At 57.3% G+C, this 15,356-nt stretch carries 12 protein-coding genes; 5 read left to right on the top strand and 7 right to left on the bottom strand.

The genetic code is table 11. The annotated features are described in order from the left end of the window. Positions 1-7 precede the first annotated feature (7 nt). Both rfbB and rfbC read right to left on the bottom strand, forming a co-directional pair. The gene (rfbB, locus tag P6U29_RS13555; RefSeq protein WP_407118050.1) at positions 8-1,063 is read right to left on the bottom strand and encodes a dTDP-glucose 4,6-dehydratase; all 1,056 of its coding nucleotides are present in this window, start codon (positions 1,061-1,063) and stop codon (positions 8-10) included. Positions 1,064-1,077: 14 nt separating this feature from the next. Then, positions 1,078-1,635, bottom strand: a complete 558-nt coding sequence (gene rfbC / locus P6U29_RS13550) for a dTDP-4-dehydrorhamnose 3,5-epimerase (RefSeq protein WP_407118049.1) — start codon at positions 1,633-1,635, stop codon at positions 1,078-1,080. 355 nt (positions 1,636-1,990) lie between these two features. On the opposite strand from rfbC, the gene P6U29_RS13545 reads away from it, so the two are divergent. From P6U29_RS13545 to P6U29_RS13535, 3 genes are all read left to right on the top strand, one after another. Continuing rightward, on the top strand, positions 1,991-4,327 hold the full coding sequence (locus P6U29_RS13545) for an AAA family ATPase (RefSeq protein WP_407119318.1): 2,337 nt from the start codon (positions 1,991-1,993) through the stop codon (positions 4,325-4,327). 76 nt (positions 4,328-4,403) lie between these two features. Then, positions 4,404-6,416 carry a hypothetical protein gene (locus P6U29_RS13540; protein WP_407118048.1) on the top strand — a complete coding sequence of 671 codons (2,013 nt, stop codon included), beginning with the start codon at positions 4,404-4,406 and terminating at the stop codon, positions 6,414-6,416. 150 nt (positions 6,417-6,566) lie between these two features. Then, the gene (locus P6U29_RS13535) at positions 6,567-8,036 is read left to right on the top strand and encodes an exopolysaccharide biosynthesis polyprenyl glycosylphosphotransferase (RefSeq protein WP_407118047.1); all 1,470 of its coding nucleotides are present in this window, start codon (positions 6,567-6,569) and stop codon (positions 8,034-8,036) included. 64 nt (positions 8,037-8,100) lie between these two features. Here P6U29_RS13535 and P6U29_RS13530 read toward each other — a convergent pair whose 3' ends face one another. Further along, entirely contained in the window at positions 8,101-8,469 is a 369-nt protein-coding gene (locus tag P6U29_RS13530) for an H-NS family nucleoid-associated regulatory protein (protein WP_407118046.1), read from the bottom strand. A 642-nt stretch (positions 8,470-9,111) separates the two neighbouring features. Between P6U29_RS13530 and P6U29_RS13525 the strand changes: the two genes are divergently transcribed. Continuing rightward, positions 9,112-9,498 carry an H-NS family nucleoid-associated regulatory protein gene (locus P6U29_RS13525; protein ID WP_407118045.1) on the top strand — a complete coding sequence of 129 codons (387 nt, stop codon included), beginning with the start codon at positions 9,112-9,114 and terminating at the stop codon, positions 9,496-9,498. Between the two features lie 164 nt (positions 9,499-9,662). Here P6U29_RS13525 and P6U29_RS13520 read toward each other — a convergent pair whose 3' ends face one another. The 3 genes from P6U29_RS13520 to P6U29_RS13510 form a co-directional block, all read right to left on the bottom strand. Continuing rightward, complete coding sequence (locus tag P6U29_RS13520) at positions 9,663-10,691, bottom strand: nucleotidyltransferase family protein (protein WP_407119317.1); 1,029 nt, start codon at positions 10,689-10,691, stop codon at positions 9,663-9,665. Between the two features lie 37 nt (positions 10,692-10,728). Beyond that, positions 10,729-11,868 (bottom strand): serine/threonine protein kinase, encoded by a 1,140-nt coding sequence (locus tag P6U29_RS13515; protein WP_407118044.1) that lies wholly within the window; start codon positions 11,866-11,868, stop codon positions 10,729-10,731. 185 nt (positions 11,869-12,053) lie between these two features. Beyond that, positions 12,054-12,299 carry a hypothetical protein gene (locus tag P6U29_RS13510; protein ID WP_407118043.1) on the bottom strand — a complete coding sequence of 82 codons (246 nt, stop codon included), beginning with the start codon at positions 12,297-12,299 and terminating at the stop codon, positions 12,054-12,056. A gap of 694 nt (positions 12,300-12,993) precedes the next feature. Here P6U29_RS13510 and P6U29_RS13505 point away from each other — a divergent pair. Then, entirely contained in the window at positions 12,994-13,209 is a 216-nt protein-coding gene (locus P6U29_RS13505; protein WP_407118042.1) for a hypothetical protein, read from the top strand. A gap of 777 nt (positions 13,210-13,986) precedes the next feature. On the opposite strand, the gene P6U29_RS13500 is transcribed toward P6U29_RS13505, so the two are convergent. Then, positions 13,987-15,348 (bottom strand): HlyD family type I secretion periplasmic adaptor subunit, encoded by a 1,362-nt coding sequence (locus P6U29_RS13500; RefSeq protein ID WP_407118041.1) that lies wholly within the window; start codon positions 15,346-15,348, stop codon positions 13,987-13,989. Positions 15,349-15,356: the final 8 nt, after the last annotated feature.

Here is a 15,356-nt window from a genome sequence, read left to right as displayed (position 1 = left end):
CTTCACCTCAGCTTTGTGCGGCCAGCAGACCCAGGCGCGACCCGTCATAGACACCGCGACGAGCACGTTCCCACCATGTGCGGTTCTTGAGATACCATCCGACGGTTTCGGCCAGGCCCTGTTCGAAAGTTCGCTTGGGTTCCCAGCCGAGTTCGCGATGCGCCTTCGACGCGTCGATTGCATAGCGCGCATCATGTCCCGGACGATCCGGTACGAACGTAATGAGAGAATGTCTTGACCCGGCGCCCGGAGACAATCGATCTACAACGTCACAAATCCGGGTGACGACCTCCAGGTTGGATCGCTGGGCATCTCCGCCGAAATTGTACTTCTCGCCGGGCCCTCCTTCGTACAGAAGTCTTATCAAGCCGGCGGCATGATCATCGACATGAAGCCAGTCGCGAATATTCCTGCCGTCGCCATAAACTGGCAGAGGCTTTCGGTCGATCGCATTAAGGATCGTCAGCGGGATGAGCTTTTCCGGAAACTGATACGGACCGTAGTTGTTCGAGCAGTTCGATACGATAACCGGCAGGCCGTAGGTTCGAAACCACGCGAGTGCGAGGTGGTCCGATGCGGCCTTGCTCGCCGAATAAGGCGAGCTCGGCTTGTAGGGCGTGTCCTCGCGGAACAAGTCATCCGGTCCCAACGAGCCGTAGACTTCGTCAGTCGACACATGCACGAAGCGGAACTGCTTCCGCCTCGAAGACGGCAGACGTTCGTAGTAGGTTCTGGCCGCCTCCAATAGGGTGTAGGTGCCAACTACATTGGTATTGACGAACGCGTCGGGCCCGTTGATCGAGCGGTCGACGTGGCTTTCGGCGGCCAAATGTATAATCGCATCCGGCTCATACTCGGCGAACGCAAAATCCATGGCCTCGCGATCGCAAATGTCGGATTGCAGGAACGTATAAGTCTCCAATCTCTCGATGCTCGCGAGCGAAGCCAGGTTGGCGGCGTATGTCAGCTTGTCGACGTTGATCACTGCGGCACCCGTCTGCACCAAGCGGCGACAGACCGCAGAACCGATAAAGCCCGCTCCGCCAGTGACCAAGATACGCATTCTACTCGTCCCCACTAGTCGAAAACGCAACCGAGCTGGCTGAGCGTAGGAAGCGTCTGGTCCTTTGGCGACACCTGGGCCTCTGAGGGCGTCACGGGCCACTTGATCGCTAATGCTGGATCGGCCCAATAGACGCCGCCGTCATGACTTGGGGCATAGACCTGGTCGACTTTGTACAAGACGACGGTCTTGGGCTGCAGCGTACAGAAGCCGTGCGCGAATCCCTTCGGAATGAACACCTGCTCACCGTTTTCCCCATCCAACCGGATCGCGATGTGCTTGCCGAAGCTGGGCGATGAACGCCGAAGGTCAACTGCAATATCGAGAATCGCCCCGCTCAGCACCCGTATCAACTTCGCCTGCGCGAAGGGCGGCCGCTGGAAATGCAAGCCGCGCACCGTGCCGATCCGATCCGAGCTGGATTCATTATCCTGAACGAAGTCATGGAGAATTCCCTTCTCCGCAAAAGCCGATCGCTGAAAAGTTTCGCAGAAGTAGCCGCGGGCGTCGGAAAACCGATCTGAGCGAATGACTTTGACATCGGGAATCGCCAAGGATCTCAGTTCCAACATTGGGTACCCTTCTGCCCCGCTCTCAGTTCGGATCGGCTTCGATGCAGTGGACCATAATCCCCGACGGAATTAATTTTCCGCCCTCTCAGTCCACCTCTAAACGCCCGCGCTATTTTCGACGGAAGCCGCCAAAGTAACCGTAAGCTACGGAAATATCGTCGAATTCTTCAGCATATACTCAAGCAGAAAGCGCCTTATCGTTATTTTCACCCACGCAAACAATTAATATATGATTTATTTAATTTGGCAAGTGGATTTTTATGAGGTATATAATTCCTTACCTTCCCGCAGGTCCTATTAAATGTTGGTCTGCGGGCGGAAGGCCGCAACGTGACCAGCGTCGGACAGGTACGTGATGCTCCAGAACAATCTTCAACATACGGATAGAATGCGGCTGCCGGTAAACGGGCTGCCCCAACCCACCCAGGCAGCCGGCGGAGGAATCACCGACGTCATCAATTTCGGCATCGGGCTTCTGAGGCGCCAGTATCTCGTAATCCTTGTCACTGCCGCACTCGCCACTGCGGCCAGCCTGCTCTATCTCCGTTTGGTCCCTCCAACCTATACGGCGCAAGTTCAGATCCTGTTGGCCAATCCAAGACCCCAATTCGTCCAGCAGCAATCGATCCTCGCGGAGCCCGCTTTCGATCTCAATCAAATCGAGACCCAGCTTCAGCTCCTGAGATCAAAGGCCACTGCAGTTGCGGTAATCGATCAATTGAAACTGAGGGAAGATCCGGACTTTAATTCGTCGGGACTGTCTCTTCAGTCGCTCTGGCAGCGAATTCGGTCATGGACCTCGAATGCATCGAAGAAACATGGGCCATCCGATGCGCAAGCCGGACCATCGGACACTATCGTAAACGCATTTCTCAATCGACTTTCAGCCGGGCGTGTCGGGTACAGCAACGTTATTGAGGTAAGCTTCAATTCGAGCAACGCAGCCCGAGCCGCCGAGATCGTCAACGCGGCTGCCAATACCTATGTTACCGACCAGCTCAATGCAAAATTCGACGCCAATCGCAGGGCAACAAGCTGGCTGCAGGAGAGGCTGCGCGATCTCGGTGACCAAGCTCTCGCTGCGCAGCGCGCCGTCGACGCCTACAAGACTCAGAACAATATCGTTTCATTTGACGGAAAGCCGATCGACGAGCAGCAGATCACAGAAATCAACAATCGATTGGCTGCGGCACGTGCTCAAACATCTGAAGCCACGGCCAAGTTGACTCGTTATGAAACTCTCCTTGCCGTCGATCCAAAAAATCCGTCCTCGATAGACAATCTGGATGCTATCGGGACTGACGCGCTGAACAGCCAGATCATTACGGGGTTGCGCCAGCAATATCTGGAGCTCACCAGACGTGAGGCCGAGTTGGCGGCCAGGGTCGGTCGCGACCACCTGGCAGTCGTCAATGTCCGGAACCGCGCACGAGAGTTCCGCGTCTCCATTTTCGACGAGGTCAGAAGACTTGCCGAGGTCAGCCGAAGCGAATTCGAACTCGCCAAACAGCGCCAGGAAGAAATCGAAAAGCAGTTATCCAAAGCCGTTTCACAATCCCGTTCGGTCAATTCTGCTGAACTGACCATCAAGGATTTGGAAAGCCGGGCAAAGGGCTTGCGTAGCTTGTACGAGACCTTCCTACAGCGTTACATGGGCTCCACACAGCAGGAGACATTTCCCACCTCGGACACGCGGGTACTCTTTCCCGCTTTGCCGCCGGCGAGCAAGAGCAAGCCGAAAACACCGTTGGTACTGGCGCTCGGCATCTTGGGCGGTCTCGCGCTAGGCGTCGGTCTCGCGCTTCTCAGAGATCTCATGGACCGTGTCTTTCGGACCTCCTCACAAGTGGAAGCCGTGCTGGAGTTGCCTTGTCTATCTCTGGTCCCATTGTTGCCGGCCCGCAAATCTCCGAATGTACCAGTTCGCCTCCAGAAAACCGATGATGATGTTCAGCAGCGGATTGTCTCGTCTCCAACCGCAATTCATCGGACCGTGGTCGGGATGCCACTATCTCGATACACCGAGGCAATTCGTTCGATCAAGCTGGCCATCGACCACAATCCGGCGAAAATCTCCTCGCAGGTCGTCGGCATTACTTCTGCCTTACCGAATGAGGGGAAGACCACGATTGCAGCCTCGCTCGCGCAATTGGTCGGGCACACCGGCAAGAAAGCTATCATCGTCGATTGCGACCTCAGGAATCCCTCGTTAACGGCCATCTTTGCGCCAAAAGCGGCCTGTGGAATCATCGAAGTTGCAAACGGCAGCCGGTCGCTCTCCGACGCTATCTGGCGGGATCCGACGACCAACCTTGCATTTCTGCCCGCCGTGCGACGGGGACCTCTGCTCCACACCAGCGAAATTCTTTGCGCCGACGCTATAAGCAAGCTGTTCGACCGTTTACGCGCCGAGTATGACTACGTCATCGTCGACCTTCCTCCCTTGACTCCATTGGTCGACGTTCGAGCCACTTCATCTCTGATTGACTGCTACATTCTCGTTGTTGAATGGGGCAGGACCAAAATAGATGTCGTGCAACACGCACTGCACACGGCACCAAACATTCACGAGTCGCTGATTGGGGCAGTTCTCAGCAAGACGGACACTAAGGCGATGGCTCGATATGACGGTCACCGGAGCTACTATTATCATGATAGCCATTACATCCGTTATGGTCTTTCTGGCTCTTGAGGCTGTCTCGTAGCGGCCTGCACGCCATCCGGCCTGCAGGACCAGCGGAGCGGCCGCACCACACGACGGTGTTTACATGATGGTTCGGCTTGTTATATTGGCCGAGTTGGTGGCGATTACCGCGGCATTCGCAATGCCCGAAAGCCTGCAAGGCTGGGCGTTGGCATCGTTGATACTTTCAGCAGCGGCGCTGGTAGTAGCGATCTTTCCATCGCCCTCCTCCCTCGGGCTCGCCAAACTGCTTCGACCCGGTCTCATCGTCGTACTCGCGGTTCCGGCGCTCTGGATGGCGTTGCAGGCAGTGCCGATGCCGAGGGGCACACTCGGCAATCCCATTTGGGCGACTGCATCGGCGGCCTTAAACGAGCCCCTCGCTGAAATGATCACAGTCGATACCGCGGCGACCATGTTCTCGCTCGCGCAGTATTGCGCTGTGCTCGCCGCGGCCCTCATCACGGCCGTCATCTCGCTTGACCGACATCGCGCAGCGCATGTCCTGTATGTCCTGCTGTCGATAGCCACAATTGCTACGGCCATGTGGTTCGACAAGGAAGCAACCGGTGTCGCCGGGCCCGACGGCTCAACCGTCGCAGTGCTCGGTGTCTTGCTCTCCTGCGCAACGGCAATGCGTGCGGTCGATCAGTTGTTGCGACACAGCCGGCCAGGAACAATCGCGACAGCCCCGCTCCCTGTTTTGTCCGCCGCCATTATCGCAATGATTGTCTGCATGGCCGCGCTGCTCATTCGGGCCAATTCAACCGCGGTCGTTGCCGCCATCATCGGATCTGGAATCTTGCTCTCGGTATTCGCCATTCGAGGGTGGTTCCCGGGCTTGTGGGGTACTGCGGGCGTTCTCGCAACCGCCGCGATCGTCTTCATTGCCATCGCTACCGTCATTCCCTTCAGGACGAATACCGATCTGGCGATCGCCTTGTCGACGAGCAGTCAGACCGCAACGGAACGGATGCTACAGGATATTGGGCCGGCGGGCTCCGGCGCGGGTGCTTCTACCGTTCTCTTGCCGATTTATCAGGACGTTGGAGTCGGCGCCTCGCGAGAAAGGCCAACTGCCGCCGCCGCGATCGTTATAGACATGGGCCGGGCCTTCCTTTGCGGACTCGTGGTTATTGCAATGCTTGCCGCTTGTATTCTGATCAGGCGTTCTCTGTCGCGTACCTACGATTACGTCTTTCCAGCCCTGGGCGCCGGCGCTTCGATTGCAGTGACGATACTGGCCTTTGCTGATCACGGAATTCTGGGTTTAGGCGCATCGCTTCTGGTCGCTGCGCTTTTTGGGCTGTCGTTCGGTCAAAGCGTCCCCGGCGCGGGACGCGACGCCATACCCTCGGAATCGAACGAGACCTCTGACCGGATCGCAGTTCAAGCATCGGCGTCTCGTCGGAGGTTCGCGTCAGCATCCGTCGCCATGTGGCCCCGCGCTACGCTGACGGTGCTTGGAATCGCGCTGATCATGCAGGCAGTATGGATGGTCCTCCCTGAGTTGTTTCTCGGTGGACGATCTTCGTTATCGTCAGTTGTGTCGACTGCAGCAGCGTGGCCGAACGGGATCTCGAAACCGGCTTCGGTTGCGGCAGCGCGTGAAGACCTATGGATTCGAGGGGGATCAAGATTCAGCTGGGATTCGGCTCTGGCTGCGGACGAGCAAAGGACGGCTCCTCTAGTGACTTCGAGTGCGTTTGCTCGTGCATTGCGCTCTTCGCCGCTCCGGGGTGACATTTGGCTCATGCTTGCGGCGAGGTCGAAGCACAGTTCGCCTCAGTCCAGCACGGCAGCGATGCTCAAGATGTCGTACTATACCGCCCCCAATGACTTGGATCTGGTTCCGTTACGCGTATCCGTCGCGCTCGCTACAGATGCCGTGATGCGGGAGCCCGAGTTTCGTGAATTGGTCAAGCGGGACATCAGCCTCGTCGTTAGGCATCGGCCTGCCCTCAGGCCAACGCTTGTGACCGCGTACCGGTCAGCCTCGGCCGACGGGAAGACCTATCTCGAGGGCCTGATTTCGGAACTGGATCCGGCGTATCTCGACCAAATGCGCACGCGGAATTCCCGCCAGGGTTCTCGATAAAAGTCCTAAGAGGCGCGGCGACCTTTCGCCCAGGCGATCGAGGATCCGGCGACAAAGGGCGCAGGAATCAAATCGTTGGAACCGCGATTTTTACTTGATAAACCCGATTAATTAATAATAAATTAAACATTAAATTGCAGGGCCACGACAATGAATTTCGTGAACCGACATTTCCCCGAACGGGAGGTTACGGATCGTGTCAGTCCCGAGCCGGCAATATCCCGCCAGCAAAAATGGCCCCTCCGTTATGACGCCGTAGAGCACGTGGCGCTTGGCGCGGATATTGCGACCATTCTGTTTGCGAGCATCGTTTCTACATTGTTGTACCAAGCCCAGAACGGGCAAGCTGCGGCCGGCTTGGACAACGCACTCAGCTTTGCGCTGGTCAGCGCAGCTTGTCTCGTTTGCCTGCTGAAGACCTACGGGCTTTATCAGCCGGTTGAGCTCCTCGCCCTCCGAAATCAGATGCGCGCGGTCTGTCTGGCTTGGACGTCATCGGTGCTTTTCATTTGGGCGGTGTCCGGCTTTGCAACTCACCCGGGAATTTCCAAGCAAGCAGGCCTGCTCTTCGTCGTCATCGGTCTGGGTTTGCTTTTGGCCGAGCGGTGGGGAGTCAAGGTGCTTCTCGGAAGGGCCCTGAGCGGCAGGAAGTTCGCCAACACAAATATTGTTCTGATCAGCGATCAACCATTGTCGAAAAACGTGGGATTGTCCGAAACCCTGTCAATGCACGGGTATTTCGTGAAGGGACGATTCAGCTTGCCTCCGTTTGGCTTCGGTCCTGCCTGCCGAAGGCGGCTCACGGCCCGCGTCATCGACCACATCCGCACTTGTCAGCTCGACCAGGTGGTGGTGGAAGCTGACCCGGAGCGATGGCCCGAATTGCGAGCCTTTGTTGCCGATTTGCGCGTTTTGCCGTTCCCGATCATATTCGTGCCCGTCGGCACAACGTCCGAATTGCTTCGACACCCTAAGCGGAGTCTTGGAAGTGCCGTATGTGTAGAACTCCAGCGTGGCCCCCTTACGCCGCTGGAGTGCGCGATTAAGCGGATGATTGACGTTATCGGCGCGGGCCTCGCCCTGGCGATGCTCGCCCCGCTGCTTGCGCTGACCGCGGTGGCGATCAAGCTAGATTCTCGCGGCCCTGTATTCTTTCGGCAGCAACGCTGTGGGTTCAACGGCCGAATATTCTTGATCCGCAAATTCCGGACGATGCATGTGCTCGAGGACGGACCTGTAATCCTTCAGGCCAACCGCGCCGATCGACGCGTTACCCGCGTCGGCAGATGGCTGCGCCGGACGAGCTTCGATGAACTGCCACAGCTGCTAAATGTTCTCGACGGCAGCATGTCGCTGGTGGGCCCGCGTCCTCATGCCGTGGCTCACGACAATGAATTTGATAAGCTCGTGCGAAACTACGCGCTTCGGCATCGGGTCAGGCCCGGATTGACCGGTTGGGCCCAAGTCCACGGCTGCCGGGGCCCCACCCCCACAGCAGTCGCGGTCGAAACACGTGTCCAATATGATCTCTGGTACATCGACAATTGGAGTCTCGGGCTGGATATCGCAATCTTGCTGCGAACTCCCGTGGAGGTCTTGCGAGGGCGCAACGCCTATTAGAGCTTCGAGTTATGGGAACGCTGGCGTTTCGCCCGTTACAATCCTGCCAATCAAACAGACGCAGTCACGCCCGGTGACGAAGCTTCGGACTTGCATCGCCAATGCGAAACTCCTCAATCCTTCGGCCAGACTTCATTGCGGCGACCAACCACCGCGGCCGCTTGCCACGCCCCGACCAGGTTTCAGAAGTCTGCGGATTCCGATATTTCGGCAGCACCCGAGGATATTTACGTCGCGGCTTGTCGGTCGAAGACACGCCTGCCGAGCTGGAATCCGCCCAAGCAGCCATCCCGCCCCCAAGTGCCGCCAAGCGCTTTTCCAGCTCGTTCTTTTCTGCCTTGATCCGATCAGACAGAATTCCGCTAATTTCCTCATGCAGCGACCAGAGATCGTCAAGGGACATCGTTTCTAATTCGAGTTTCTTAGCTGACATGCTCTCACCGTGTAGTTGCGCCCAATCCAATATCGCCTCTGTCAATATATTAATCAAGACAGAGCGCCGGATTATCCCAAGACAATGTATGGAACCGATCTGAAACCTGCGCTCCAAATAACCGGGCCGCGGTTAGTAATCAAGCCGGGAAAATGGCCAATCCGCACAATTTAACTGCGAAGAGGAAATACCACACGCCCAAATTGCAGCTGGGGAACCGCTCAAGCAGCGTCAAGGAGAGGAATTAGGCGCCCCATGTCTGGGCAGCCTTATTACCGTGAGACGGTCACATAAAAGCAAAGGAGAGCGAATAGTCCCATATCCGTCAGCGCGCGTCTGAGCCCGATTTGGGGACTCAGGGCCTGGATGTCCGACAACGCGGTCGCGGGAACTACAACCAGCGGACAGAATCCTACAGAATCCTGAAGACGTTTAAGAGGATACTAGATCAAAACTATGCCTCCTTTCCGCGCCTCCAGCAAGCTTTTTGCCGTTGAGACCAATTAATAAAATAATCGTCGCAATAAATTATTAAATAATATATGATAAATATATTGTCGCGGGGGCGTTGATCTCGGTCAAACATCATTCGTCACTCAGACGAAGAGACAACGGGGCAGTCGAACGGTGTCGAGAAATGCTATGCGAAGGCAAGATCTCGAAGCCATGGATTTTGAGGAACTTTGGCTCCTTCATGAGGAGCTGACTAAGATTCTTGCCGAAAAAATCACTGCCGAAAAGCGAGAACTGGAAAAGCGTCTTGCGCAACTGAACCAGCCGGATCAACTCGGTGGAGCTGAAAGCGGGGCGGCAGAGGCGGGAACAGGCCAGCCGCCCCGTCGCAAATACCCGAAGGTGGTGCCGAAGTACTACAACCCGCTTCAGCCAACAGAGACTTGGTCAGGACGTGGTAAGCAGCCCCGCTGGTTGGTTGCCGCCCTCCAATCGGGCCACACGCTCGAGGAGTTCAGAATCCGCGAGAACGGCGAATCGTCCGAACGGAATGCTGGTGGTCGAGAGCATTCCTAGCTCTGCGCGACTGGACGCACCTCGGGCCGGCTGAGAATGTTCGGCTCTGCGGATTTCCGGGCAGTTCCCTCACCACCTGGAGCAGGTAGCAGGTCGAGAACTCGCTCCGCCAAGAGACGTGCCGCCACACTCTCTCGACAACGCTCGTGAGACGGCCGCAGTCTCTAGACCTTTCCCGCCCGAACTGCGGTCGTCGCATTCAACAGAAAGTGCAAGGTGCTCGCTCTTGGCACAGACCACAATCCACGTTGGCTCGCGCTGGTTTTGGTCGAGACAATAGTCGCCTCCCTGCGGTAATTTCTGAGGTCCAGAACGTTCATCGCCAGTAGAGGCACGCGCGTGGCCGGAAAGCGTGCTTGCATCAACTGTCGCATGAACTGCAATCGGGGAATCAATCGGGAGCGTAACGCGCGCGGAATCTCGACGCCAAGGAGCTCAGCAAGAGCGAACAGCTGGGTTTCAACCGCGTTCTTCATCAATTCGCCCGAGACAAATGAGGTGAGCTCCCCCCAATCGAGGCCCTCGGCGGAATTGTTTAGATTGCGTAATTCAACAAGGTGCCGCAGGTCGAGGTCGCCGAGCCAATAACCATAGTCTTGAAACTGATCATGGATGATCAACATGAGCGCTTGGTAGGCAGGCGTGGGGATATACACGCGTCCCCGTCCCAGCGGCGCTGGGACGCAATGGTTCAGCGCATGCCCGAAGCTCTGATAGAGGCACGCAGGCCCTGGAGCTGCCTGCTGCAGGTCGATGCTCCCGACATCCTGCGGCCGATTCAGCTCGACGTGCCATCTCTGGCTTTCGGGAGGGGTTTGATAGTTGATATCGTAACCAATTGCACATAGAGCGGCGGCTGCCATTCCGGCCTCGTCCGGCATAACCATAACGTCCAGATCGGACATTAGCCGAACGCCTCGTCGCTCTTCGGGCGCGGTCGCCAGTGTCGATGCCCCCTTGAGCATAATCGGCGTAATTCCCAGGCCGTTCATAGCAACGACTGCGTCCTCCAGTTGAGCGAGGAGGCGATTGTTGCGCAGCACGTTTCGGTGGTGGATATGGCGAATATATGTGCAGACGTCCTCCGGCAGCATCGACGCAAATTTGTCGACAAAATCGATGAGCGCCGGCGTCGTCAGGGTCTGATTTGCGAGCCCGATCACGGACGTCCACTCTACATCGACGGGTGGCATGCCTCGCAAGCAGTTGCAGAGGCTCGTGAGCGCGCCGCTATGCCTTGCCATTGCACAATTCCATAAGCAAACGCCGAGCCTCCGCGGCCTCGCAGTAGGTGAGTTGAAGCGATCGCGCGCCCGCGACAATCCGCTTTAAAGCGAAGAAGCCGGCCTGCGACAGTCTTCCATCAGCAGCAAATGCGTTCTCGACGAGCCGCTTCATCGAATCCAACTGATCTATCGCAGTTAGTTCGGTCGGACCGCCCGCGACCCGGTTCAGGAAGATGATCCAGCTTGCGCAAACGCATTGGTTCTGCGCATCCGCAATGGGTAGGTACCGCACCCGAACGCCGTCGGAGCGGCAATGCGTCGCGTCGTACCGGTCGCCATGTAGTCGCGAGAGCAAGTCCCACGATCCCTCCTTGAGGGTGAGCGCAAACGGGATTCCGCAGATCGTTCCGTCAGCGCCAACCAGCGCAACGTCATCGCCGGCGTACCGAAGTCCAGCGTCCACCAGCTGCAGCGTGAGGGTAGACTTTCCAGCTCCCGGTTGGCCGCATAGCAGCAGGCCCAGGCCGTCTTTCACGAGAGAAGCGGCATGAAGGGAGAAGACCCAACGATTGCTTCGAATAAGCCGCTCGGTGACGTGAGCTTTGATGGTAGGAGCCAGTGCTTCGACTTCACATCTGGAGATACTGGAATCCTCTCCGCGCAAGAACACTTGCTGGTCCAGCATCATTGCCTCGATCGTGATGTCGCCTTCGCCGCCGGCGCCCTGGTCCGAAACACAAAATGGCGAAAGCAGCCGTCTCAAGAGGTCCCGATTTGCCGCCCGGACGCTTATTCTGTGCCGACCTAGATTGGCCGAGAAGGCGCAATCGGTCGCCATTCGCCAATCGACTTTGAGCAGCGCTCGATCGATCCAGACATTTATGATCTGTCGCGTGAACTGGCGTGCCGTGTGCTCGTCAATGCCCAGCGCCCCAAGCCCCTGACAGACGTCTTCCAGAGAGGCGCCTTGCGCCAACTTACACCAAATGAATGCCCCTACCCGGTCGAGTTCGAAGATCTTCTGCCCTGCTTCGCTGAACAGCATTGATCGCCCGTCCAGCAGCGCGAACACTGCATCCGGAGCCGGTCTCAACACCATCTCTGCCGACGATCTTTCCAGCACGGCTTCAACCAATGTGAACAATCTGCCTCGCCCTGCACCGGCGAGGCGACGACAGCCTCCGGGATGCGCTGTTTTTGGCGGCACCCGACAAACGGACGGCCGCCGCCTGCGACACTCAATCTCGCCCGGCCTGCGGCGTTTACGATTCCCGTTCAGCCGAACACACGCGACCCGGTCGGCACGTTTCGAAATGACAATTCAGTCGGTCATGCCGCGAGCTGACCGTCCTTGCCCCCTTCTGGCGGAGAAATGTTCAAGACCTGCTCTCCAAGGAGGCTCGCTCTCGCGATCAACCGATGAGCATCCAAGAGGTACCGATAGGCTTCGCGATCCGCACTCCGTTCTCTCAGAATGCGCTCCTTCTCGCCAATACTGACCAATTCCGCGCGCATCTGAGCCAACTGCGGTGTCTCCGAGGTGAGGTCGCCCTTGTTAAGAATTAATTCCCACATCGTCTCCTCCAGCCGAAGAAACTAGGACGAGTTTAGCTTACGTGATCGGCAGCAATTAACAACGAGATTTATATATTTAGCTTACAATCAAAATTTGTTTCATAGTTGAACCTCGTGCGATCATTCAATACTACGCACAAAGCGCAGCAGGCACCGAACCGACGTCGAGAATGGGCCTGCTGAAGTCTACGAGAAAAAAGATCGACATTTTCGCTGCATCGCGCCACGTAAAAAATAAATCGATCGAGAGTCGCCAATCAGACCGACAAGACAAATTTTTATTTGCACATTAAATGCAAACAGAGAATATTAACGAACTGCTCAGAGGGAGTGAAACGAGTGATTCGGTTGCCCGATCCGTCCGTCGAGAGGAAGAAAATGGTTTCGTCGCAAGCGGAACGTTCCGCACGAAGTCGCAGGGATTTCGACACGATAATTGTTAGTGGCCTCCCAGAAGCTTTCGGTTGAGGTCGGAGCATCATTCAGCGTTGCCGCGAAAGCCTGCGGCATCCCAATAACTCGCCAAATAGGAATCCGGTCGGCTGGAGAAGCGTCGTCACGAGCAAGCTGCCCTTTGCTCGAACAACGACCCCAGGTGCGATGCCCCCCAAGTCACCCGCACCGACGAGAGCGCACTCCAGCCGGCCGGCCCTTTCACTCGACAAAAACAAAATACGTATTTCAGGAGGCTCGCATGGGCATGATCATGGTCAAGTGTCCGCAAACCGGTCGCGCGATTCCCACCGGCATCAAATCCGATCGTGAAACTTTCCTGCGGAGCATCGTGTTTTTCGGCAATACGCGTTGTCCGATCTGTCAGGCCAATCACAACTGGTTCGCCCGCGAGGCCTGGGTCGAGGAGCCGATCGTCCGGACGGCGGAGATCCTTGGTGCGGCTCCCTCGTGCTGATGCAAGTGACGGGTCCGTTTCAGAGAGGCGCCCCGATTCTCCTTTTCCGATGCACGCATCTTGTTGCGACGCATTAGGATAATGCTCGAAAATATTTCCGCGTATCGTCGTAAAGCGAACGGACGGCTCGAGGGCCCATCGCCTAGACCTCATTGGCACGTCATCACTAATCCGAGCTTCCCGTCACGGATTCGGCAAGGGCCTGTTTGGGGGTGTTTGTAGTGAGTAGTGGGGTTTGTAGCCTGACTGTTCTGCGTCACACAACGATCGAGCTCGTTAGCCTGCTCGCTCAATTGCAGCGGCTCCGAGAGAAAGTTCGAAGGGCGGAAGCGCGGCGCGCGAGAGAAAGACGACGATCAGCGTCGGCGTCGCGCGCGCGAAGGCTCCGAACAACGAGGTATCGCATACGGGTGTAGCCGGCGCGCCCCTGACAGCGATCACCTGCGAGCGTCATATTCTTCCGAAGCTCTAGGCACGCTTGCGCTTGCTTCAGGCGCTCGTTTTTCGATCCGGAAAAACGTGCAGGCTGGGGCCGTTGTGGTCTACTCCGGAGGCAAATCCTTCTTCCCAAGAAAAGGCGCCACGCAAGAATGCCACACCAAAGAGGTCATCCTGCGTTAGAACGCGAGCCGTGACCTTCGACGGGAGCTGAGACAGTGGGCAGGCAAGAACGAAGACGAGCAATGGCCTGCTGCTTGCCTGTGTAGCGCTGTCGGCGGCCACCACGGAGTGCGGGACACGCGGCCGCGCATCGGCGTTCGTCGATTATGTCGCCTATCAGGTTTCACGAAAAGCGCGGGAGAAGCTGTCGAGGATAGGTTTCATGATGTACTCGAAAAACGTACGCTCTCCGGTCTTGATGTAGACGTCGGCGGGCATTCCGGGCGTCGGGATAAATTCAGGCATCCGTCTGACAACATCATCTTGGTCGAGGCGCACCCGAACGACATAATACCCTCGGCGCGTGTCATTGTCACGGTGTGTTTCCGTCCTTGCCTCTTTTTCCGATACAGTGTCCGCTGACACGTAAACGACGCTTGCCTCGACCATAGGCGTAATACGCTGGTTGAGCGCAGACAGGCGTACGAGCGCGTCCTGGCCTACGCTCACGTGCGAAATGTCTTTGGGATTCACATGTGCCTCGATGATGCGCTCGTCGCCGATCGGCAGGAGCTCGAGAATGCCGGCACCAGGAGAAACGACGCCGCCCGGTGTATGGAAGTTGTTCTTCACCACAATACCTCGGACCGGCGAACGGACATCGACCCGATCGACCACATCCTGAGCGGCGCGAATCTGCTCCTCCGCGTCGTCCAGCTCCGCCTCGGTCTCGCGCAGTTCCTTTATTGAGTCCCGGAGCGCCGTCGCGTGGAGCTGCGTTATTCTTTCGTTGGCCTGAGCGACCCGCTCCTTCGAGTCGGCGATGCGGCCGAGATACTCGCCGAGATCGCCCCCGAGACTCGCCTCCGAGCGTCGCAACGCTAGCACATCCGACTTGCGGACCAACTGCTGACCAAGAAGCGAATTCTTGTCCTTCAGCTCTTCGGCGAACAAGGCAATACGCTCTTTGGTGGACTGAACTTGCGCCTGATATCCGCGGATGCTTTCCTCCAGCCCGGCGATCTGCTTCACGAGTACGCTTTCCTCGGTCACCAGACTAGCCCGGCGTGCCTGAAGCTCGGCACGCTGCCGCTCAAGAATCGCTTTGATTTCGGGATCACGTGCGCCCTCGCTGAATTCGGCCGGAGTTTCGATGGCGTCCGAAGAGCTCATTTCAGCTTCCAGGCGCGCCTTCATGGCGAGCAGCCGATACTTCTTCAAAATCAGCCGCCTCAGCTTAGCATTGGCGGCGGTATCGTCCATGCGCACAAGTACCTGGTTCGCCTCGACGACATCGCCTTCCTTGACCGCGATCTCGCGGATGATGCCGCCCTCGAAGTGCTGGACTAGCTTGTTCTGCCCGGTAGCCACGAACGTGCCCGACGCGACGACCGCACTGTTGAGTGGGGCAACTGCGGCCCAAACGCCGAAACACCCGAGCCAAACAACCAGGATGGCGAGGCCGGTGAAGATGGGCCATTTGGCGCTCAGCGGAACACCGCGGTACCACTCGCCGATGTCGTCCTTTACCGCTCTCATGCTGTCCT

Origin of the sequence: Bradyrhizobium sp. LMG 9283, from assembly GCF_045571415.1 — a bacterium.
In the GTDB taxonomy this organism is placed as follows: Bacteria; Pseudomonadota; Alphaproteobacteria; order Rhizobiales; family Xanthobacteraceae; genus Bradyrhizobium.
The sequence above is the reverse complement of the archived record's forward strand: the minus strand, read 5'-3'. Positions and strand labels throughout refer to the sequence as shown.

Bases quoted from the DNA above. Each gene is read 5' to 3' on its own strand.
- rfbB (WP_407118050.1), bottom strand. From the start codon at position 1,063: ATGCGTATCTTGGTCACTGGCGGAGCGGGCTTTATCGGTTCTGCGGTC.
- rfbC (WP_407118049.1), bottom strand. From the start codon at position 1,635: ATGTTGGAACTGAGATCCTTGGCGATTCCCGATGTCAAAGTCATTCGC.
- P6U29_RS13545 (WP_407119318.1), top strand. From the start codon at position 1,991: ATGCTCCAGAACAATCTTCAACATACGGATAGAATGCGGCTGCCGGTA.
- P6U29_RS13540 (WP_407118048.1), top strand. From the start codon at position 4,404: ATGATGGTTCGGCTTGTTATATTGGCCGAGTTGGTGGCGATTACCGCG.
- P6U29_RS13535 (WP_407118047.1), top strand. From the start codon at position 6,567: ATGAATTTCGTGAACCGACATTTCCCCGAACGGGAGGTTACGGATCGT.
- P6U29_RS13530 (WP_407118046.1), bottom strand. From the start codon at position 8,469: ATGTCAGCTAAGAAACTCGAATTAGAAACGATGTCCCTTGACGATCTC.
- P6U29_RS13525 (WP_407118045.1), top strand. From the start codon at position 9,112: ATGCGAAGGCAAGATCTCGAAGCCATGGATTTTGAGGAACTTTGGCTC.
- P6U29_RS13520 (WP_407119317.1), bottom strand. From the start codon at position 10,691: ATGCCACCCGTCGATGTAGAGTGGACGTCCGTGATCGGGCTCGCAAAT.
- P6U29_RS13510 (WP_407118043.1), bottom strand. From the start codon at position 12,299: ATGTGGGAATTAATTCTTAACAAGGGCGACCTCACCTCGGAGACACCG.
- P6U29_RS13505 (WP_407118042.1), top strand. From the start codon at position 12,994: ATGGGCATGATCATGGTCAAGTGTCCGCAAACCGGTCGCGCGATTCCC.
- P6U29_RS13500 (WP_407118041.1), bottom strand. From the start codon at position 15,348: ATGAGAGCGGTAAAGGACGACATCGGCGAGTGGTACCGCGGTGTTCCG.